Genomic DNA, 21,662 nt, shown 5'->3' on the forward strand with positions numbered 1-21,662 from the left:
GTTCACCCGCTGATCTCTTTCCCGATCGCGCTGGAAACGATATCGGCTGCGATGAGAGTCATGGGAACCCCCACCCCCGGATGTGTATACTGCCCTGCGTAAAACACATTTTTCAAGTGCTTGTTCCGCATGGATGGTCTGAAGACCGCAGTCTGCCCCAGGGTATGTGCAAGCCCCAGGGCTGTTCCTTTAAGTGCGCCGTAATCTTCGGTAAAATCTTCACCGCTGTAATACCGCTGAACTTCTATGCTGTCCCGTATATTTTCTCCACAGAGATTTTCCAGATGCCTGATAATTTTATCGCCATACTCTTTGCGGAAATCCCGGTCCGCCGAGAGTCCGGGAGCCACAGGTACGAGAACAAACACATTTTCTTTACCTTCGGGGCTCATGCTGTCATCATCATCGCTGGTTACGCTGACATAGTATGAGGGATTGTCAGGCCAGGCCGGGTTTTTGAAGATCTCGTCGAAGTGGGTATTCCACTCCCGGGCAAAAAAGAGATTGTGATGTTTCAGACCTGGAAGCTTTTTTCCAACCCCCAGGTACATGATAAACATGGAGGGGGCAACTACAGCTTTCTCCCAGTATTTCGCCGAATAATTGCGTACTTCCTGATCCAGAAGTTTCTGTTCAATATGATGATAATCTCCGGTTGCAAGAACTACGTCTGCCTTAAATGTTCCGGCATCCGTTTCCACTCCGGTGGCCCTGCCGTCGGCATGAATAATCCGAGTGACATCAGTGTTCAGCCGGATATCCACTCCCATATCCTCAAGCAGACGATGCATACCCTCCACCATTTTGTTCATTCCGCCATGAGGGAAATATACACCCTGCACAAGGTCCACATGGCTCATGATGGAGTACAGCGCCGGTGCATTTGACGGGCTGTTGCCGAGGAACACCATCGCATATTCCAGGATTTTTTGAGCCCGGTGATCTTTGAAATATTTTTTCACATGAGAGTGCAGGTCCCCGAACACACCCAGCCGGCTACCCTGAAATACCAGCCGTGGGTTAATGAACTGGAAGATAGATCGGTATTCACGATACAAAAACTCTTCGATGGCCACCTTATACTTGTAGCTGGCCTTTTTCAGGTACTTTTCCAGCTTTTCACTGCCCTTCTTCTCCAAACCATCAAAAACGGCGTTAATACCGGAACGATCAGGACCGATATCGACGGACCCTTCATCTTCAAAAAACACCCGGTAATAGGGAGAGAGCTTCTTCAGGCTGTAATAATCAGCCCGATTTTTCCCCAGGTCATCAAAAAACTGCTCGAAAACCTCGGGCATCAGATACCATGACGGGCCCATGTCGAAAGTATATCCCTGATCCTCCCAACTGCGGCCCCTGCCCCCCAAACGATCGTGACGCTCGAGGAGGGTAACATCCATACCCTGATGCTTCAATTTTGCTGCGCTTGCCATTCCGGCAAAACCGCCGCCGATTACCAACGCCTTTTTCATGTAATTCTCCCATTCATTTGGTTTATTCTGATGCGGTACTCTGGACAATATAAAATCACAGTATGAAATATTCAACACAAATTTCATTCCCTGCGAAAAGACGTTACCGCCGGTTCCCCCTCCTCTAAGACTGAACATATACTGCAATATTCACTATAAATATTTCAGACTCCTTTCCTGTACATGCATATATTTATGTCTTATATCGTGAGTTTTTTTGCCTTGCAGAAAATATTTGCTATATTTTTGCATATTTTTCGTAAGTTTTACGGGTTTTTCCGTTGTTTTGCATTGACTTTGCGTTAATTTTCGTAATAATTAGAGGACATACAGAGCTGGAGGAACAATGGATACTAAGACCAGAACAGGTGCAGAAGTAATTGTGGATGTTATACATCAGGAAGGCATCGAATACATCTTCGGATTGCCCGGAGGAGCCGCTATCCCCATCTTTGACGCTCTTGTGGATTCACCGGTTAAAATGATTCTCACCCGTCACGAGCAGGGAGCAACTCATATGGCCGACGGATACGCCCGGGCAACAGGTAAACCGGCGGTGGTTCTGGTTACCTCGGGTCCGGGGGCCACCAACACTATTACCGGTATTCTCACTGCTCAGATGGACTCCGTTCCGATGGTGATCATTACCGGACAAAACACCACATGGAATCTGGGACTGGATGCGTTCCAGGAAGCAGATGTTTCGGGTATTTCATTTCCCGTTGTAAAACACTCATACCTGGTAAAGGACGGAAATGATCTTCCACGTATTATGCAGGAGGCCTTTCATATTTGTCAGTCCGGCAGACCGGGTCCTGTATTGGTTGATATTCCCAAAGATATCTCGTCCATGGTGGTTGAACCTGATTACGAACAGGATTTCCATTTGCCCGGATACCATATCCAGACTGAAGGGGATGAAAACTCAATTGCAACCGCAGCCCGGTTGCTTCAGAAAGCCAGTCGTCCTGTGCTTCTGGTGGGTCACGGCGCGGTAATTTCCGGTGCAGAGAAAGAAGTAATGGAGCTTGCCGAATCTCTCCGGATTCCGGTTACCAACACCCTTCTTGGAAAGGGCTGCTTTCCAGAAGACCATGAATTGAGCCTTGGAATGCTGGGAATGCATGGAACCGCCTATGCCAATAAAGCAGTGGTGGACTGTGATCTGATTATGTCCATCGGTTCCCGCTGGGATGACCGGATTATCGGCAAACCCGAAGTGTTCTGCATGGATGCTAAAAAAATTCATGTGGATATTGATCCGGCGGAGTTCAACAAGATTCTCCAAATGGATGTGACCATTCAGGGAGATGCTAAAACCGTAATTTCCTCTCTCTTGAAATCCGTACAGCCCGGAGACACATCTGCATGGCTGAAACAAATACAGAAATGGAAGAAGGATCATCCCCTGAAATACCGCCGAACAGGAAAACTGTCAGCCCAGCATGTGATTGATGAAATGCATATCCAGTCCGGTGGAACCGCAATAGTAACCACAGACGTTGGTCAGCACCAGATGTGGGCCGCACAGTACTGCCGAACCAATGACCGCTTCCACTGGATCAGTTCCGGAGGTGCGGGCACCATGGGCTTCGGTTTTCCTGCTGCCATCGGCGCTCAGTTTGCCCATCCTGACAAGACGGTGGTTGCGGTGGTGGGTGACGGAGGGTTTCAAATGACCCTCAGCGAACTCTCCACGGCGGTAATTCATAAACTTCCTCTGAAAATAATTGTTGTGAACAACCGTTATCTGGGCATGGTACGTCAGTGGCAAAACCTCTTCTACGATAATCGGCTGTCAGGGGTGGATATGGAAGGAAATCCTGATTTCGTGAAACTGGCGGAAAGCTACGGTGCAAAAGGTTTCAGGATTAAACGGAGTGCGGATGTAAAACGAATAATCCGCAGCTCCCTTGAATACAATCAGGGACCGGTTGTCATTGATGCAATGGTTGAAAAAGAAGGGAACGTATTTCCAATGATACCGGCCGGAGCGTCCCTCTCAGAAATGATTCTGGAGGAACCCAGGCACAAGATGGCCAAACCTGTGGGATCCACCTGATCACTCAGGCGGATTTTCCCGGGGGGATCGATGCATGAGCAGAGTATTTAATCCTGTACCGGATAAAGCCCCCCGCCCTATGATGCAGTCACAGCCAAACCCGAGGAGCAAAAAATGAACAGTCCTGTTACAGCCAATGAGATCATGGAAGCAGCACAGGGAATGAAGCGGCATACCATCAGCCTTTTCGTTGCCAACAAACCCGGGGTTCTCATACGAATTTCCCTGGTCTTTGCCAGGAGAGGATACAACATCGACAGTCTGGTGGTCTCCTCCGGGAGCGATCCCCGTTTTTCCACCATGAACATTGTGGCAAGGGGAGATGCCAAAGTATTGGACCAGATACTTAAACAGTTGAACAAACTGGTTGATGTGGTTTCCGCAAAAGATAGAACTGATGAAGATATTATCCAGAAGGAACTCGCCCTGTTCAAAGTCGGGTGCACAGGCGCTCCCAGATTCGAGGTGCTTCAACTTGCCGGATCCATGGAGTGCCAGGTGGTGGAGGTATCTGAAAACGCCGTAATCCTGGAGACCGTAGGGGACAGTGAACGGATTGATAGTGTATTCAAGGTGCTTGAAGGTTATGGTGTTATAGAATTGGTACGTACAGGGAAGGTGCTCATGTCCCGGGGATCTGAAATAACTTCCTGATCGGCGGATTAGCCGATCCCGGTTCCTGAAGAACCGAAGAAAATTTGAAGAACCCCGGTTCCTGAAGAACTCCTGAAAAACAACGAAGGAAAACAAAAGGGTTGGGCGGTGGCGGACTCGAACCGCCGACCCCCAGCGTGTCGAGCTGGTGCTCTAACCATCTGAGCTAACCGCCCCTGATCCTGCCCCGTTATCCTGCGAAGGATATCATGTTTACCTCATTACAAGACAGCGGGCAAAAAAAGAGACCCCCGGTGTACCGGGAGCCTGCAAATTAAATCATAAAGTAATATGCGTGTCAATTACGATTTCGCGGATCTCTTAATCGGGAGTTATCGCACTGGAAATACGCTCGAGAACCTTCTTACGGTCCAGGGGCTTCACGATATAGTTCTTGGCTCCGATCATCAGACTCTGTTTAACAAGATCCTGCTTTCCCAGAGCACTGATCATTACCACCCGTGCGTCCTTATCAAACTCAATAATCTTCTGAAGAGATGTTACCCCGTCCATTTTCGGCATGGTAATATCCATGGTAACCAGATCAACGTTGGGATGCAGTTCCTTATACTTTTCATAGCCATCCTCACCGTTTTCAGCGGTGGCTACCACATCGAATCCTTCTGATGTGAGGATCTGGGTGATTTGCTTGGTTACAAACATAGAATCATCCACGACCAATACCTTATAGGCACGACCGGATGGATCCACGCCCGTAGCCTTTCGTTCATTGATATTTGGAAAATCGCCTTTTGATCTCATGTATCATGACTCCTGTATGTGATTAACTGCGTTCCCGGACGGCTACGTTGATTTCAATTTTACCCAGATCCATGTCCATAGGAACGATGAGAGCCTCAACTTTGTTATCACTTATCTCCATATCCTTACCGGTGAGGATTGCCGGAGGGGTAAGGTCAAAACTGAAACCCAGGTTGTGTAATTTGGTCACTGCCTGACCGGTGATCATGTTGGCCATCTCGGTAATTGTTGCTTTGGCCATATCATTCATTTCTGTAACCGGATCCATTCCCATTGACTCAAGCATAACAGATGTAATGCCCAAGGCAGTTTCTTTTGACATATCGAAAAGAACCCGTCCTTCCACATCACCTGCCAGCCCCACAATGGCTGCAACGCCGAGAACCGACATACTTGTTGATTTCAGGTACAGTTCCCCGCGTTTCACCTCGGTGCCCAAAACTTCAGTGAGGACATTATAGGCAGATTCAACAAAGGGGTTAATGTATTCTACGCGCATAGATTAAGACTCCTATTTCAGCTTGATTTCTTTCTGTAAAACCGTAATTCTTTATCTGCTTGTTCTTCCCAGGGATATGCCGACGGTATTCGCTCATGATCCCCCAATATAACAATTCCCCCCGCCTTCATCCGTTCATCCAGTTCATTCAGCAGGCGGCTTGAATCTTCCCGGCTAAGATAGGATAAGAGATCCCGTGCCACTAGTAACTGGATAGGCGGCATTGCATGAGCGTGGGCTATATCGTGATATTCGAACAGAATTGCATCCTTTATTTCCTGGTTGAAGCTGAGTCCGTTTGGACCGCTGACCATATGCTCGCGGTAAATATCGGGAACCGCTTTTTCATCAAAAATCATATTGGGGGCACTGGATACAGAAAGCAAATCTTTATCGCTGGCCCAAATTTTTAATCTGGCTGCAGGATACTTTGTCTTCAGCAATACTGCAAGGGAGTATGTTTCATACCCTTTTCCGCAGCCGGGATTCCAGATGTGGAGTTGGTTATCAACATCATCCGGAAGAGCCGTATACAGTGCATCAAAAAGATCTTTCTCCCAGAGTCTGGATGTATATCGCGATGAGAATCCGGTGAGAAACTGATTTGCATCGGATTTGTTGGAAAGCTGAAGATTGTCCTTTGATCGCTCGTTCTTCCACTCCTGAAAACGCTGCTCGAACCAGTCCCTGTTGATGTCGCTTACGAAAAAATGTTCAAACGTTTCCAGAGTTTCAATAATAAACTGCTTATTTACTGACTCACTGTCCTCGGATTTTACCGGTTTTTTCCCGGGCGAAGAGGCGGTAGTTTCGCCAGACTGTTGAGAGCCTTTTTTCTTTTGGGAACTCTGTTGAGTACTCCGGGATTCGGATGATTGCTCCTGACTATAGTTCTGTCTGCGGACCTGACGCTGAAGCTCATCCTGCTGATCCTTGTCTTTTTCCTCTTCAGGTTTACCGAGTATTCGTTCAACATCCAGGATGATGTACAGGCGGCCGTCATTTTCCACCACGCCGCTGATATATTTGATGTTAATATCACCGAAAATGGGGTGAGGCGGCTGAATGGTTTCCTTCGAAATTCCCACTACCTTGTCAATCTTATCTACCACCACCCCGATCATATTCGATTCAAGACGGAGAATCAGGCCGTTTTCTTCATCCAGATTTTCATCGTCTTCGTGAGGAAGGTTGAACATTTCCCGGAGATCAATAATGGAGATGATCTCGCCTCTCAGGTTGTATACACCCCGTACAAACGGCGGAGTGTTGGGTACATAGGTGAAATTAATAAACTTGGCTATCTCTTTCACCTTCATGATATCGATGCCGTAATCTTTCCCGCCCAGGGTGAAGGTTACCATCTTATAATCGATATTTTCGACCTTGGCATCCTGATCTTCAGCGGCCCGGGCATGTGCTGATTTCTTTGACTTGCTTAGAATTTTCATGCATATTCCTCACTACCTGGGTGATACTTCCCTTCTCTGCCGCGCTTCCATTTCCATCTTCTGACCAAGCTCCAATAACTGGCTCACATCGATAATCAGTGAGACTGTTCCGTCACCGGTGATATTGGCGCCGGCAATTCCCGGTGCGTTGGTGTAGTGATCTCTCAGAGGCTTGATCACCACATCTTCTTCACCGATAAGCTGATCCACAATCAGCCCCATTTTTTTGTCTCCGCTGCCGACTATGACCACAAAGAAGTGTTCCTTATCCTCGTCGGTGGGAATATTAAAAATCCTGTTCAGACGCATGAGACTCACAACATCTTCCCGGACATTGAACACTTCGTAGTTATCGATTTTCCTGATCTCTTCAGGTTTGATACGGTGACTGTCAAGAACTGCGGTAATCGGAATGGCGTAGAGCTCTTTGCCCACCCGTACAAGCAGGCCCTGAATAATTGCAAGTGTAAGGGGGATCTTTATGGTGAACCTGGATCCTTTCCCCTGAGCTGACCAGACTGAAACATTACCATTCAGTTTTTCGATCTGTTTTTTCACCACATCCAGACCCACACCCCGACCGCTGATATTGGTAATGGATTTCGCTGTGGAGAATCCCGGTTCAAAAATAAGATTGTAGGCTTCTATGTCCGTTAAAGCCTTATTAGGATGGATGATTCCTCTGTCAATTGCCTTCTTCTTAACTTTATTGACATCAATCCCCCGTCCGTCGTCGAAGATCTCAATAAGAATCATGTTTCCTTCATTGCTTGCTTTGAGATGGATTTTTCCTTCGGGAGGCTTGCCGCTCTTTTTACGCTCTTCGGCGGTTTCAATTCCATGATCAAGGGAGTTTCTCACACAATGAATCAGAGGATCCAGAAGATCCTCAATAACGCTTTTATCAAGCTCTGTATCTTCCCCTTCAATTTCCAGCTTCACCTTTTTATCCAGTGACCGGCTGAGATCACGCACCAGGCGGGGAAACCGGGAGAATATCTGGGAAATGGGAACCATACGGATTCTCATTACCCCTTCCTGCAACTCTGAAGTGATGCGTCCAAGATTCTGGGCGGTGTTTCGGAACTTTGCGATGGAGGTTTTTATGGAACCGTGAAAGCCGTCAAAGAATGAGGTGAGCTGACCGAATTGTTCCAGCATATCCCGTTTCACATCTTTGATTCCTTTACCGTTTTGTATCTCTTCCAGATACTCGGGGAGTGAGTCAAAGAGCTCTTTGATCAGTTGGCGGTATTGGGTCTGTACCTGCTGGAGGTCACTGAGGTTTTCGGTGAACTGATTGCTCACCTGATTAAACGTAGCCTTGTTAATAACGGTTTCACTTACCAGGTTCAGCAGGTCATCGATCCGCTTACTCTCAACCCGGAGAATGGAGCTGGATGCCGTCTTGCGGGGCTCCTGTATTTCTTTCGGAGCCGGTTCGCTGTCTTTCATGCCGGCCTTGGCTGAATCAATCACTTCCTGAATGTCAGCCTCTTCTTCGTCATCTGAATCCTGGTCGTACAGGTCAGAATCTTCGGCGTCATAGGGCTCTTCGCTGCTGTAGATATTGTCTGTTTCCTCTTCAGTAGATGCTGGAGAATCAGATTCGCCGGCGGCATCCTGCAGCTGGATGTTGGGTTCGGAATCCACCTCGGACAGCGGGCGAATTTCCATGGTTGTGGTAACATCCGGAATCTGCAGAATTTTTTCGAGACGGCTTGCATCCGCTTTGGATGCAACGTAATAGACCACCTGAGGATAAAAATTATCTTCATACAGCGCTTCAAACTGTGGTCTGGTGGAGAGCACCTTTCCTTCAGCCTTCAATGCAGCGAATACCTGTATTCCTCCCACCGTGTTCATGGGATTGTCAGGGTTAAAGTTAATAATCACCTGATAAACAGTTTCGCCCTCATCGGCATTTTCCTGAAGTTCCAGCAGATCATATTCGGAAAGCTTGACCCGGGTATTTGTATCCCCGTCTTCATCGGCTGTCTTTCCTGGGGATTTTTTCTCAGTCTTCCCGGCAGATGCCTTTTTCGGTTTCCTGGAAGCAGGTTTACCCTTCCCTGATTTTGAAGCCCCTGTGCTGCCCTTGAGAAAACCTCTCAGGGTTTCCTCGGTGGAACTGATATCTTCTTCATATACACTGCCGTGGGAACGTTCGGACAGCATGGCTTTGATAATATCTATTGAATCCAGAAGAGTATCGATAATGGTTTCATTGATAGAGAGCTTTCCTGCGCGGATATCGTCCAGGACATCTTCCACAATATGGGTAAACTCCGACAGTTCTGACATCTGTACGGTGGCGGAGGCGCCTTTCAGGGTATGTGCGGCCCGGAAAATTTCATCTATCGAGTCCTGATTTGACTGGTCGTTTTCCAGTACAAGAATATTCTGCTCAAGCAGATCCACCTGCATTTCCGCTTCAACAAAATAATCTTTCAGCAACTCTTCATTATTTGGATCTAGGTAATCGCTCATATTTTAAATCATATACTAATGAAATGGTAAGTCAATATTAAATTGTAAATATTTGACCCCGATTTGAAAAAAATACTGAATACGCTTTGTTTATTAAATCTTTCCAAACTATAAAACGGCAGACCCGAAGGCCTGCCGTTTGGTGTTTCAATTAATCTGTAGCTGTGAGCTTACTGCTGCTCTTCCTCAGCTTCACGCTCAGCGGGATTGTCCATTTTCTGGCTTTCGAGATAGCGCAGAACCTGGAGGTTACCAAGGCGTTCAACTTCAGCGTTTCGCCGTGATTCTTCACGCTGCTGAAGAATACCCCAGATAGCTTCATCATCAATGTCCCGTTCGAGGGTAAGAACGGCTTTGTCATACACAACGCTTACATCTTTAATGTAGGTTACGAAGTCGCCGCCTTCCTGTGCCGCATCACGATACACCCGGAAACCCACAAGCTTAACCATTGGGGCAAGTTTGGGATAAAGGGGATAAGTGCGGAGTTCACGGTTCCGTACTTCTTCGATATACGCAGGGTTACTCCATGTCATGGTTCTCCAACCGTCGAAGTCAAGATAACCCAGGAAATATTCCCGTTCACGATTTTCATGATCCTGAAGAATCACACTGAGGCCCTGGGGAAAATTCAGGCCGTGTACGTTTACAGAAATGCTTTTTACAACTGCAACATTCTTCAGAACACCGTATCCGTCAAACTGTTCGCCCCGGCCCTGATCGGCGGGATCAACACTGAGGGTACCATCGGCGTTTACTGTTTTCACATCAGAATAAGCCGGGATTTCGAAAGGAGGCTGAACAATACCCCATGCATTGAAGGGTTCGGTGGGAAAATGGATCCGCACACCGAGAGTTGTTTCGCCGGGATACTGTACCGCATCATCCCGAACGGGTGCTGCAGCTGTGTATGATCTGGACTGGTTTTCAACAGAACGTGCCGAAGAGTTCAGAATAACTTCCCAGTTTTCTACATAAAGTGAAGTTTTCATCTGAGCCTTTTCTTCTTCTGTGAAACTTGACCCTGCAGCAGTGCTGAAGTCTATCAGTGTAGCTTCATTCTGTGCGGGATTATCAGCAGGATAATCCGCAGTCAGGGTGTTAAAATCAATGAGTGTCGCTTCCTCGGCAAACACGAATGTGCCTGCGATTATTGCTACCAGAATAAGAATGAAGAACCTTTTCATTCTGCGCTCCTTTATTTTCAAGCCTTATTCGATGTACTCGCTATATCAAATTATATCTATACCCAATTCTTTGTCAAATCTTTTTACTGAATTCCCGGGACTTCATGGAAAAATCATGAATAAACCCCCCAAGTGTCCGCTATTCGGCGGCTGCAGGCAGGGAATACGGCGGTATAAAGGGCTCCTGACCATCCAGCAGAAATACTACCCGGCGTACCGCAGGAAAGTTGGATGTAATACCGTTCTCAAGAATAGAAAAGGATTCTTGAAGAGTAAGATCCTTACCGGGTATCCGTTTCATGGCATTCCTGTCCAGATCCACCACCAGCTCACCGCCTCCGGGAAGGAACAGGGAACGCAGGGAAGTGTCCCTCTGGAAGATATGATAGTTTCGAATATTGGCGGGCCCGAGAATGCATTCTTCCACGTACTGGGCGATCCGGTCACGCCGCCCCCTCTCCCTGGGAAGGGTGCGGTACTCGGCGATTATTTTTCCCTCCACGGAATCGGGAAAATACAGAATCACCTTCTCCCGGCGGAAATTTGAAACACCGTACAACAGCGCAGAGAGAAAAAACACTGCGACAATCATCATGAGCCATTTATGATCTTTAAAAAGACTGTTTTTTAATTTACTGAGATACACTTTCGAAATCCTGAATAAAGTCGGTTATCCCATTATAAATTCCCTTGCTGATGTTCTGCAAGTAGAGAGGGTTGTTCAGCAGTTCAACCTCTTCAGGATTTGTGACAAAACCCACTTCAACCAGCACCGAAGGCATATGGGCTTTTCGGACAACGTACCAGTCCATTTCCTTCAAACCCCTGGAGCGGGTGTACCCTCCCAGCTCGGCCATCATTCCCCGCTCGATATTCTGGGCAAGAATGATGCTCTCCACCGTGTACTCTTCCTCAAGAATGCTGTTCAGGATGGGAAGCACCGATGAATTTTCCGAATCCACGTCGTCCGGCTCCAGCAGCTGTCGGCGGTATTCCGGCGGCAGGTACCACACCTCAATACCTTTGGCCCTGGAATTCAGGGCGGCATTGGCATGAATGCTGATAAAGACGATTTTTTCATCCGGTCCGCTGCTCAGTCCGTTTGCCAGTGCGGTTCGCTGCTCAAGGGTGAGATACCTGTCGTCTTCCCTGGAGATTACAATCTCCTTGCCGGGATAGCGGTCTCCCAGACGCCGGGCGAGATCTCTGGCAACTTCCATTACGATATGCTTTTCGTAGATCGGTTCTCCGCTGGCAAGGGTACCGATGGTCCCCGGATCCTTGCCTCCGTGTCCGGGATCGATAAATATTGTGGATATTTCCCGGGTATCGGCGGATTCCGGCCTGACAAACAGAGCCTGTATCCGGTCTGCGGTGCTGTCGGGAAAATAGAGGGTGCCGTCCTGAAAATACGGCGGACTGATTACCGATGTATTGAGAAAGTTATGGGTCATCAGAGGAACCTCCGGCATGAAGGTGAGCACCTCATCACCCCGCCATATCATTCCTCGGTTAAGAATATCGTCCCAGTACAGGTCAAGTTCATTTTCCTTCAGCAGCCCCTCCAGAGAGATATCACCATGAATCGGAACAGCGGCCAGAAGAAAACACAGCAGCCCCGCCTTGAGTACAACGGAGAAAAATCGATTTTTGACCTGTGCTGTTTTCACTTCCAACTCACTCTCCTGAGAGTGCACTGTACTCTTGAATGATATTCCGGATCGCTTCATCTCTACTAATGTCGGTAGAATTGTGATGATTTTGAGAGTTCTCTGCTTCAAGATAGTAGCATAATCCCTGATATCCGGCTCTAAGCAGGCAAAACAGCATTTCCGGGTTATCCCCGGCGCTACCGCCGGCTGCCCATGAGAAATCCTGATGTATGCGGCGGGTATCCCGGAGAGATTGAGACAAACTTCGGTAGTTCCAATCCTGTTCCCCATACTCCAGATAGGCCTGCGGAATTGTAAACTCATCGACTTTCCGGTAGCTGTCTTCACTGATTAGCCGGTCTGAATCTAGGGACAGGGCGGCATAATCCTTCAGGAACAGCGACATCAGACGGGGATATGCCGGGGGAAAATCGCTTCCCAGAATATGCTGCAGCCGGGAAGGTTTTACCGGGGCAAGCCTGAAAAGGTAGGCTGCGACACCTGCTTCAGCCCGCTGAGCGGAGGTCGCTCCTCCTGAACCCTGCTCTTCCCGGCAGATAATGTTGCCGCATTTTTCCACATTATTTCTGGGGAACCTCAGTTCGTCCCCTGACCTGACGGTAATAAAATGGAATTCCCCCGCCTCCTCCCGGGATCCCGGAGCGGCACCGGCGGGAATAATCCTGCGGTCGAAAATCACATCCTTCAGCGTACCGGGAATGGATACCATGCCCCGTTCAGACACCCCGATACGGCTCTGCGGAGTAAAATACTCTTCATACTTCCCTGGGTTCTCACCCAGGGCAATGAGCACGGCACCCACTGCTGGGTGAACCCCGCTGTGAAGAGGATATGTCCATCCCGACATGTAGCCTCCCGAAAGGCGTGCGGCAACTTCGCCGATCACCGGGCCCCGTTCTGTCATGAAAACATCCCCTTTGGCTGCCCCCCTGCTGATGCCCAGGGCGGCGGCGGCCCGGAAGAGGGTGTCAAACATTTCATGGGCGGACTCTTCACTGAGACCGCTGGGAAAATCATGACCCCGCTCAATATAATATGGAGGATAATCGATGCTTCGCCGTGCAATACCCATGGGCATGGCTGTATCATCTGAAATAAGCGAGTCAAGACTGTACTCTACGCCCCGGATCTCCTCTTCCAGCACCAGGGTCAGTCCGGGGGAATAGCGCAGCGCCTCCGCGGCAGCGGGGCCGAGCTCCCGGGGCCCGGAAATTTTCCGTACACCCCGGGCACCCATGTTATCTCCGGGCTTCACCACCAGTGGATACTCCAGCCCTTCCCGGCTGATCTTTTCCAGCAGTACTTCAGCAGGCTTTTCGGGGTACCGGAGGTCTTCGGCCCCTGGGGTGAGGGATACGAAGCCGGGACAGGGAATTTGATGTTCCCGGAGTACCTTGCGCATGCGGTCCTTCCTGCTGGCGTTCAGAGCGGCTTCATAGGAGATTCCCGGAAGATTGTGAGCCTGGGCCACCCATGCCACCGAGGCTGAAAAATCGGTGCCCACCGTGAGCACGCCATCCAGACCTCCCCGGTCCCGAATATCAGCTGCTGCAGCGGTGAGTCCCGGTAAATCCTTCAGGTCGATATGATAAAACCCGCTGGAGCTTCCGGCACCGGGAGCATCTGCATTGCCGTCGGCAATGAACAGCTGTATGCCCATGGCCTGGGCAATATGGATTGCCGGCAGTTGCATGGTGTTGGCCCCAGAAACAGCATCCGCCGGCCTCCGGGGGACTGAGCCTTCCACGATTCAATAAAAGATCTGGTACGGGCGTTAAGAGCAAGATCAGGATGATACATAAAAACCTCACAGGCTGTTATTCTTGTTCGGGAATATTGATGAAATAGGCTTCAAAACTGTCGCCTAAATCCATGGCACGGCTGGCTGCCATGCTCAGCCCCTTCAACCAGGGTAATGAAAAGGGAGAAGGAAAGCGCTCGGGGTGATGCCCGGTGGAGCGGCTTTCTGCAAGCATGAAACTGTAAAATCTGCCCAGCTCATCGGCCTGCCGGGGATTCCACACACTGTAATGATCCTCAGGTCCATTCTGAAGAAATGCGGAAAGATTCATGCGTCCGCTGATTCCCCGGTTGCTGGGGGTGGAAATTGCAAAAATCCCCCAGGGCTTCAATATCTTCCGAATCCAGCCAAGAATGTCTCCCAATTCGGGAAAATGTTCAATCACATACCACATGGTAACCGCAGAAAACTGATTTTCGCCGAAGCTGTTCCGGAATTCGGGATCTGAGATATCACCGCTTTGGGCGGGAATCTGTAACACAGAGTTCACATACTCAACGGCGTCGGGGCTGATATCTATGCCGCTGCACAAAAACCCCGCCTCCCGGGCCGCCTGGAGAAATGGACCGTAGGCGCAGCCGATATCCAGGATTGAAGGCTGTTCTTCCCCTGGGTGCAGCTGCTTCTGAATATGCTTCAGCCGCTCTTCGCCCATGCTTTTGATATGCTGAAAGTCCTCAATATAGGTTTTCCCGTACTGCTCCCTGTACTGGCTGAAAAAATAGCTCTCATCGTAGGTAAAACTGTCGGATGTTACACGGAAAAGATACACCGTACCGCAGCGGGAGCATGCCGAATAGCTGCGGTTCCTGGAGCGGGATATAATAGGGTTCGGTCCCATGTTGCCGCAGCAGGGGCAGCAGGAGTTACCATGGGGACGGATGCTGCGGATGGTCTCTCCCAGGGATGATGCAGGAATTGCGGCAACCCGGTCAGCCTGGGATCTGAGCTGTTCCCTGAGCGCAGGAAACCTGAGCTGGTCCGCTGCGGTTTCAAGGCTGTCCGGAGGGACTGAGAGAAAGCCCGAAAGTACCGAAAGCCTGCGATGATAATCCGAGGCGTCCAGAATCAGAACAGGCAACCCGCTGAACTGGGCCTCCCAGGCGCTGAGACCGTAGGCACAGATCAACAGGTCATATCGGGGAAAACGGGTGCTGAGATCATCCACCGGTTCCATCCAGCTCCAGCCCCGTGGAAGATCCGGGAGAGCGCTGTCCTTCAGTCTGCGGGGATAAATTATGCTTCCTGTGACCGAGCGCAGGAATTCATGTGTCTGGAGAAGGTTCACAAAACTCCGGGTGAGATTTCCCGGATCGCTTCCTCCGAAGCTTACCAGAATGTTTTCCAATCCCTGTTCTTCACTCTTCCGGTCAGCTGAACGGCGAACAGAGGTATTTTCCGAACCCGCTGGTTTGGGCCGGAGTAATCCGGGATCGTAGAAGTTCGCTGCTTCCCCGTTGACGAAGGATGACAGCGCCCCCAGGCCCGGGATTCGGGGAAGCGACGGATATGAGGCCTTTCCGTTCCCGAAGTACTTTCTGTGATGCCGGGTCCCGGGGTATGGGAGGGTGTCCAGAAGATAATCGGCGTAGCTGCGCCCTTCCCCGCCGAGATCCACCGCCACAACCGGTGCCCGCTCCTTCAGTTTCATCAGATATGAATATTCAATTTCCGGCATATCTATGACATACAGTTCCGGCGCCGGAAGATTCGGCTCTTCCAGGTCACCGATGCTTCTGCACTCTTTCAGCTCAGGAAACTGCTTCTGAAGATTCTCCTGCATTGTGTGTGGAATATACAGCAGGGAGTTTTCCAGTTCCATATGCAGGCGGATCATCCGGGCAAGATGACCGCTACCGTTGCGAAGCTCCAGAGCAGGGATGAGAATTACGCCGTTGGTCTGTTCCATGTTCAGACCGCCAGTGTATAGATGTTTTTGAGAATGGAAGGGAGGTCCGGCAGAGAATCCATATCCTGGTTTCGGAACAGACCGGCGAGATAGCGATAATCCTCCCGGGTATCCAAAGTGAGCCGAAGGTCGGCTCCCTGAAATTCACGGGGAGCCGCCAGAGTGCGTATGTGGAACTTGTGAGGATGTTTGTAGATATACGGACACACATGCTCGTGATCATAGGGATCCACCGAGTCAATAAAGGCCTGCTCAAGGGCTTCAGAGCTCACGCATTCAACCCCGCAGCCGTATGGTATGCCGCTGTGGGCCAGGTAATCAGGGAGCCTGCTGCCGGAGTTTCGGGGAACTCCCGTGTTGGAAGTTCTCTCGGTCTTCCCGGGCTCGTCAGCTCCGCGGTACTCGAGTAACAGATTAGCCAGTCGAAAGCTTACCAGCGGATTATCGGCGGTGGCGCGAATGATGGTATCCACCGCAAAATGCCTGGCCGCAAATACATACCTGGCCAGAACATCCTCGGCGGGGCCCTCAAAACATTCCCAGCCGGGAACTGAACTGCAGATTTTATTGAGAACCGGGTAACTGTGGCTGTCGGTGAGCACTGCATGAACGTCTGCATGTACCAGAGACAGCCGGCGCATGGCATGCTCCAGGACTGTACGGCCCTGCAGGTCCAGAAGTATTTTATGAGGCAGCCGGCTTGAACCCAGGCGGGCCTGGAGAAAAACTCCGCTGCGACGATTCAGAGTATCAGAAAACATGGTTTTCTCCCCATAATTCTATCATTTGACGGGCATCCCAGCGATAGTTATAGCGGTGTTGGCGAACCCATCTGCGCAGCCGCCTGAATTGATCCAGAGCCTGGAAAAAGTTGATTCTCCCGGCCCGGTAAAACTGCCAGAATTTCCCCACAGGAAGTTCCGCCCGATCACCGGTGTACCTCACCGCCAGAGTTTTCACATAAAACCTCAGGTAATCCTCGTCGGGAGTACTCTCCTCCGGCGAGATAGCCTCAAGATACTGAAAGCGCAGGGAATTCAGGGAAACAAAGCGCTCCCCCCAGAGCCTGCTGCGGAATCCGAACTCAAGCTTTTGCCAGTGCTGATTTGTCAGCTCCTCGTCGTAGCCGCCGCTTCTGATGAACCGCTGCCGGTTATATACCCCGCAGTAGTCGGCTGCAAGAAGGCTCTCATGTTCCCTGCCGTCGGGAAGAATGCCCAGGGGCTCCCGAAAGGTGATGCTCTTCATGGAAGGACTGCCGGCGGGTACAAAGAGGCTGGGAACCGGATTGCCTTTTGAATCCTTTAAAAGAGGCAGAAAACAGAGTACAGAGGGATCCAGTCCGCTGACGGCAGCGGCGGAAAGGTGAAGCTCCATATCGTTCCAGATAACACAGACAAGATCCCGTTTCGCCTCGCCCATGCTGATATTGATAAGACTCCCCACAGACGCCGTGCCATAGTACATTTCCCGGGGAAAGAGAATTATCCGCAGATGGGGAAACTCAGATGTGAGATCATCCAGCGGAAGGGAAGCATCACGGGGCATGACCACGATGGTGTCTGCGATTTTTTTCGCCGCCAGGCGGCGGATATCTTCCACACGCTGATATTTCCGTCCGCGGATCAGCTGTATTACGGAAATATTCACATCCATGTGACTGTCCCGGCCCGCAGGCCCCCGGCCCAGCACGGTGTAATTTCTCGACGTGTTAAAAGTTGAAGGTATACCACTCATCACATTTTCGGCACACTTCCGGCAGATCATCTTCCAGATGCCGGAGATACAGATGCCTGCCTGCCTCCCATATGCTGTTCATATTGTCGGTATACACATTGCCGAAATTGAATGTTTCCTCTCCGGGTATGAGAGCATGATTCGGGCAGGCAAACACCTCACCATCCAGTCTGATGTATAGTTCCCGCTTCAGATGCCAGCATTCATGACGGTTCAGCGGAGACAGATCCGTCACCTTCCGGTCAGGAAGAGTTTGAGAAAAATCGTTGTATTTCTGGATAATCACCTCCACATCCCTTCCCTTCCAGTGATTATAGAAATTCATGAGATGCTCTTCATTATCCTTCATCCGCACAGCCTGAACATACAAACCGCAATTCAGTTCACGAATGCACAGATCGATGAATCCCATTGCCTCTTCATAGCCGCTGCCTCTCAGGGCTGCATAGAGCTGAGGGTCCACGGCGTCCAGACAGACGATGAGATTCACGGATTCCCGGGGCAGCCCGTTAAGAGCTTCCACGGCCCGGGGGGTCCACCCGATACCCGAAGTTTCAATGACAAACGATACTTTATCGGTATATTCGGCGGCAGCGGAAAGAATCCCGGGGAAGTCCCGGTGAAGTGCCGGTTCGTTCCGGGCGCCTAATGTGATCACCGGATCTTCCACAAGCTTCACAATTGAATCCAGAATGCTGCGGAAGTTCTTCACGCTCACATCTTCGGCGGCCGCCGTAGGGTCACCCGCAGAAGCGTCGCTCTCCGGTACGGAGTCATTACCGCCGGATGGGAGATACGAGGGATGCTGCCTCCGGCTTCCGCTTATTTCAAGCATGATGTGGGCAGGGAGGCTGCGGTAGGCGCTGCGGTTTTCTTCAATTACCGCGCACAGATCTTCAGCCGTGGTGTGCTCATTCAGGAAGGGGCTCAGGGAATCGCAGATCAGCGAATTCAGGGTTCGATCCCGATAGAGCTCAAGTCTGAGCATCCGCAGATCCGCCGGGGATACCACGGTTTCAATATCGTATGCGTTAATATCCTTAAGAATCACGTTGAAAAACCCGTCCCGTGTTGCCGGAAGCTCTCCGGCATCCTGAATCAGCTTGGGAAATATCTCCCTGCTCACCAGAACCCCGGAAACTCCGCCGGGAAACCCTTCGGCAAACACATATTCGCTCAGGTAGGTTTCATGAAGCCCGAGAATCTCCGAGTTCACCTGGAGGTTCAGAAAGGCTGCGTCCGCCCAGAAATGAAAAACCGCCGGGGGCAGCTCTTCGCTTTCCGGGGAATAGCCCTCCCCGACGTGATGCTCCATGGTCTTGAGAAGTGAGCTCATGGGAGCCTTTTTCCCCGTATGCCGTCCGGCAGCCTCATTTTCGGCTGTGCCGGGTATTGGAGCCGTTTTTACACTCAATCCGTCAATGGTGGAAATAAGCGTTTCAAATTCGGTAATTTCCGCCTGTTCCCTGGAGCTCCGGATTTCTTCCGGCGAGACAATAAGGATGAGACGGGGGTGAACCGAATCATGGCTCTCCACAAAGCGCCGGAGGAATGTAGCCAGCTTCTGTAAATGCGCCGTGTCCAGTTTCACGGTTCGGGGATGGGAAAAGTTTACAACGGGGAAGACCCTCTGAGACGGGCCGGAGTTTTTCATCACAGACCTTCCTTAGTCCAAAATTCACAGTGATTGAAGGATGATCAAAAATCTTTGATTTTTGAAATTGCCTCATGTATCATAACCGCAATGAATGAAACTGTACAACGGCCGTACACGGTCTCGCAACTCACCAGAGAAATCAAGCTGATGCTGGAAGGCTCCTATCCTCAGGTTCTCCTTGAGGGGGAGATCAGCAATTTCCGTCCCGCATCCAGCGGACACTGGTATTTCAGCATCAAGGATGAAGACGCCATGATTCAGGCCGTGATGTTCCGGGGGGCTCAGCGTTCGGTGAGCATGATGCCCTCCGACGGTCAGATGGTAAAGGTGCGGGGAAATATCTCCGTATATGCAAAACGGGGAAACTACCAGATTATCTGCACATCCCTGGAAGCGTCCGGCGAAGGCCGGATTCTCCAAATGCTGGAGGAACGGAAACGCAGGCTGGCCGCCGAAGGACTGTTCAGTCAGGAGGAGAAGAAGCCGCTGCCGGGATTTCCCCGGCGGGTTGCCGTTCTCAGCTCCGAGTCCGGGGCTGCGGTGAGGGATATTATCAGGGTGATCCGCCGGAGAGCACCATGGATGGATGTGGTGGTAATCAATATTCCGGTGCAGGGGGAAAAAGCCGCCGAGACCATATGCCGGCAGCTGGCCATGGCCGATGAGCACACCCTGGGGGATGTGATCATCATCGGCCGGGGCGGAGGAAGCCTGGAGGACCTTCTGCCCTTCAGCGACGAGGCGGTGGTCCGCAGTATCCGGGCCTGTTCCACGCCGGTAATTTCCGCCGTGGGCCACGAAATCGACTGGGCTCTGTCGGATTTTGCCGCGGATGTGCGGGCTCCCACTCCTTCGGCAGCGGCGGAGATGCTCTGCGTGAACGCCGAGGAGCTGCGCAGCAGGGTCCTCACCGCCGGACGGGTGATCATACAGTCCTTCGGTGAACTCCGGCGGCGGATGATCATCGCCCTGAAACCGTTCCGTCCCGAACTCCTGGAGGACAGTTTCCGCAGGCTCACCCAGCCCCACCAGCTTGCCCTGGACGATAACCGTGAACGGCTCCTGGAGGGGATGCAGCGCTATCTTGAACGGCGCAAAACCCGGCTGGAGGGGGCTTTCCGGGAGTTGAAGGCCTGTGACCCCTATGATGTACTGAACCGCGGCTACGCCATCGTCAGAGATCATGAGAACCGGGTGGTTTCCCGGGCGGGAGCATTGAAAACCGGCAGCGACATCCGGGTTCAGTTCCGGGACGGCATGGCTGAGGGAAATATCCGAAACATCAATACAAACGCCGGAATCAACACTGAAACAACTGCCACAAAAAATGCCAGAAAAACCGACAGAAAAACCGACAGAAAAACTGCCAAAAAAACTGACAGAAACAAAACAGAGGACAACGAATGAAATCATTTGAAGAACGCCTTGAGCGCCTTGAGCAGATAAGCAATACCATCCGAACAGGGGATGTGGAACTCCAGGAAGCAACCAAGCTATTTGAGGAAGGCATAGAACTGGCCAAGGGACTGGAAAAAGAACTTTCCGCAGTGGAGGGGAAAATCGAGAAGCTGGTGAAAGCTCCCGCAGGAAAAGACGAACCCGCCGTATTGGATCTCTTTCCCGAGCTGGATAACTTTACCGGTGAAGAAGAATAGCACTTCCGCCGGAGAGCTGACCCGTGCCGGCGGGAGACGGTTCCGCTACGCTGCCCCCTTAATTCAGAGATTCAGCAGTCCGGCATTTCTCTGTTCAGCATTTCTTAGGTCGGCTGTTTCTCAGTTGAGGGGGATGGTGGAAAAATCAACTGAATCTCCCGGGAAAATGCCGTTTTCATCGAAGGCACCCTGGCGGAGTTCCAGTGCGTACTGAACCTCCGTGGAGCTGCGGACCGAAGCTTCGCTGAGAGCCTCCATGTCCAGAATATCGATAATCACCCCGTCTGAATCGATATAGGCGATGCTCAAATCGATATAGGTGTTTTTCATCCAGAATGACAGCTGCTGCGGTTCTTCGAATATAAAAAGCATGCCCTTGTCTGGGTCCAGTTCCCGCCGGAACATCAGGCCCTGGGCCCGTTCCTCGGGCGTGCGGGCAAGTTCCACCTGGAACACCGTGTCTCCCACCTTCAAGGGGTAATATTCCTGGGTGTCGCCGGCACAGGAAACGGATATCAGGGTAATGAATACAAAAGCTGCCGCAGAAGCGGCGAAGTGGGGTTTCATGGATAATCTCCCGGATCATGTTCTTTGGGCATTATATCTCAAATGCCTGTAACTGCAATGCAACTTGGGTATTGAACTTCAAT

The 21,662-nt window shown here is 50.8% G+C and carries 18 protein-coding genes and 1 tRNA gene; 4 read left to right on the top strand and 15 right to left on the bottom strand.

What is annotated here, in order from left to right; genetic code table 11:
* Positions 1 to 2: 2 nt before the first annotated feature.
* Positions 3 to 1,475: a phytoene desaturase family protein gene (locus tag L21SP2_RS08980; protein WP_024268191.1), complete on the bottom strand. Its 1,473-nt coding sequence runs from the start codon at positions 1,473 to 1,475 to the stop codon at positions 3 to 5.
* 346 nt (positions 1,476 to 1,821) lie between these two features.
* Between L21SP2_RS08980 and ilvB the strand changes: the two genes are divergently transcribed.
* Positions 1,822 to 3,537, top strand: coding sequence for a biosynthetic-type acetolactate synthase large subunit (gene ilvB / locus L21SP2_RS08985; protein WP_024268192.1), 1,716 nt, complete (start codon positions 1,822 to 1,824; stop codon positions 3,535 to 3,537).
* Between the two features lie 114 nt (positions 3,538 to 3,651).
* Entirely contained in the window at positions 3,652 to 4,191 is a 540-nt protein-coding gene (gene ilvN, locus L21SP2_RS08990; protein WP_024268193.1) for an acetolactate synthase small subunit, read from the top strand.
* A gap of 102 nt (positions 4,192 to 4,293) precedes the next feature.
* Here ilvN and L21SP2_RS08995 read toward each other — a convergent pair.
* From L21SP2_RS08995 to L21SP2_RS09055, 13 genes are all read right to left on the bottom strand, one after another.
* Positions 4,294 to 4,367 (bottom strand) — tRNA-Val (locus L21SP2_RS08995).
* Positions 4,368 to 4,512: 145 nt separating this feature from the next.
* Entirely contained in the window at positions 4,513 to 4,953 is a 441-nt protein-coding gene (locus L21SP2_RS09000; protein WP_041401414.1) for a response regulator, read from the bottom strand.
* Between the two features lie 22 nt (positions 4,954 to 4,975).
* A complete protein-coding gene (locus tag L21SP2_RS09005) occupies positions 4,976 to 5,452 on the bottom strand; it encodes a chemotaxis protein CheX (protein WP_024268195.1) in 477 nt (158 codons plus the stop codon).
* Between the two features lie 17 nt (positions 5,453 to 5,469).
* Positions 5,470 to 6,903 (bottom strand): chemotaxis protein CheW, encoded by a 1,434-nt coding sequence (locus L21SP2_RS09010; protein ID WP_024268196.1) that lies wholly within the window; start codon positions 6,901 to 6,903, stop codon positions 5,470 to 5,472.
* Positions 6,904 to 6,915: 12 nt separating this feature from the next.
* Positions 6,916 to 9,393, bottom strand: coding sequence for a chemotaxis protein CheA (locus L21SP2_RS09015; protein ID WP_024268197.1), 2,478 nt, complete (start codon positions 9,391 to 9,393; stop codon positions 6,916 to 6,918).
* Positions 9,394 to 9,563: 170 nt separating this feature from the next.
* Positions 9,564 to 10,580 (bottom strand): flagellar filament outer layer protein FlaA, encoded by a 1,017-nt coding sequence (locus tag L21SP2_RS09020; RefSeq protein ID WP_024268198.1) that lies wholly within the window; start codon positions 10,578 to 10,580, stop codon positions 9,564 to 9,566.
* 139 nt (positions 10,581 to 10,719) lie between these two features.
* On the bottom strand, positions 10,720 to 11,226 hold the full coding sequence (locus L21SP2_RS09025; RefSeq protein ID WP_024268199.1) for a GerMN domain-containing protein: 507 nt from the start codon (positions 11,224 to 11,226) through the stop codon (positions 10,720 to 10,722).
* Positions 11,213 to 12,250, bottom strand: a complete 1,038-nt coding sequence (locus L21SP2_RS09030) for an N-acetylmuramoyl-L-alanine amidase family protein (RefSeq protein WP_041402611.1) — start codon at positions 12,248 to 12,250, stop codon at positions 11,213 to 11,215. Before L21SP2_RS09030 ends, L21SP2_RS09025 begins: the two co-directional genes overlap by 14 nt.
* Before the next feature lie 7 nt (positions 12,251 to 12,257).
* Complete coding sequence (locus L21SP2_RS09035; protein ID WP_024268201.1) at positions 12,258 to 13,946, bottom strand: ATP-grasp domain-containing protein; 1,689 nt, start codon at positions 13,944 to 13,946, stop codon at positions 12,258 to 12,260.
* Positions 13,947 to 14,070: 124 nt separating this feature from the next.
* Positions 14,071 to 15,963: a methyltransferase domain-containing protein gene (locus L21SP2_RS09040; RefSeq protein WP_024268202.1), complete on the bottom strand. Its 1,893-nt coding sequence runs from the start codon at positions 15,961 to 15,963 to the stop codon at positions 14,071 to 14,073.
* A gap of 2 nt (positions 15,964 to 15,965) precedes the next feature.
* Positions 15,966 to 16,724 (bottom strand): cytidylyltransferase domain-containing protein, encoded by a 759-nt coding sequence (locus tag L21SP2_RS09045; protein WP_024268203.1) that lies wholly within the window; start codon positions 16,722 to 16,724, stop codon positions 15,966 to 15,968.
* The gene (locus L21SP2_RS09050; protein WP_041401416.1) at positions 16,714 to 17,619 is read right to left on the bottom strand and encodes a hypothetical protein; all 906 of its coding nucleotides are present in this window, start codon (positions 17,617 to 17,619) and stop codon (positions 16,714 to 16,716) included. The genes L21SP2_RS09045 and L21SP2_RS09050 overlap by 11 nt, the downstream gene beginning before the upstream one ends.
* Positions 17,620 to 17,674: 55 nt before the next feature.
* Positions 17,675 to 19,354: a spiro-SPASM protein gene (locus tag L21SP2_RS09055; protein ID WP_024268205.1), complete on the bottom strand. Its 1,680-nt coding sequence runs from the start codon at positions 19,352 to 19,354 to the stop codon at positions 17,675 to 17,677.
* Positions 19,355 to 19,444: 90 nt separating this feature from the next.
* On the opposite strand from L21SP2_RS09055, the gene xseA reads away from it, so the two are divergent.
* Positions 19,445 to 20,764, top strand: a complete 1,320-nt coding sequence (gene xseA / locus L21SP2_RS09060; protein WP_081719707.1) for an exodeoxyribonuclease VII large subunit — start codon at positions 19,445 to 19,447, stop codon at positions 20,762 to 20,764.
* The gene (xseB, locus tag L21SP2_RS09065; protein ID WP_024268207.1) at positions 20,761 to 21,012 is read left to right on the top strand and encodes an exodeoxyribonuclease VII small subunit; all 252 of its coding nucleotides are present in this window, start codon (positions 20,761 to 20,763) and stop codon (positions 21,010 to 21,012) included. Before xseA ends, xseB begins: the two co-directional genes overlap by 4 nt.
* Before the next feature lie 120 nt (positions 21,013 to 21,132).
* Here xseB and L21SP2_RS09070 read toward each other — a convergent pair whose 3' ends face one another.
* Positions 21,133 to 21,579, bottom strand: coding sequence for a DUF192 domain-containing protein (locus L21SP2_RS09070; protein WP_024268208.1), 447 nt, complete (start codon positions 21,577 to 21,579; stop codon positions 21,133 to 21,135).
* Positions 21,580 to 21,662: the final 83 nt, after the last annotated feature.

Source organism: Salinispira pacifica (assembly GCF_000507245.1).
GTDB classification, from domain to species: Bacteria; Spirochaetota; Spirochaetia; order DSM-27196; family Salinispiraceae; genus Salinispira; species Salinispira pacifica.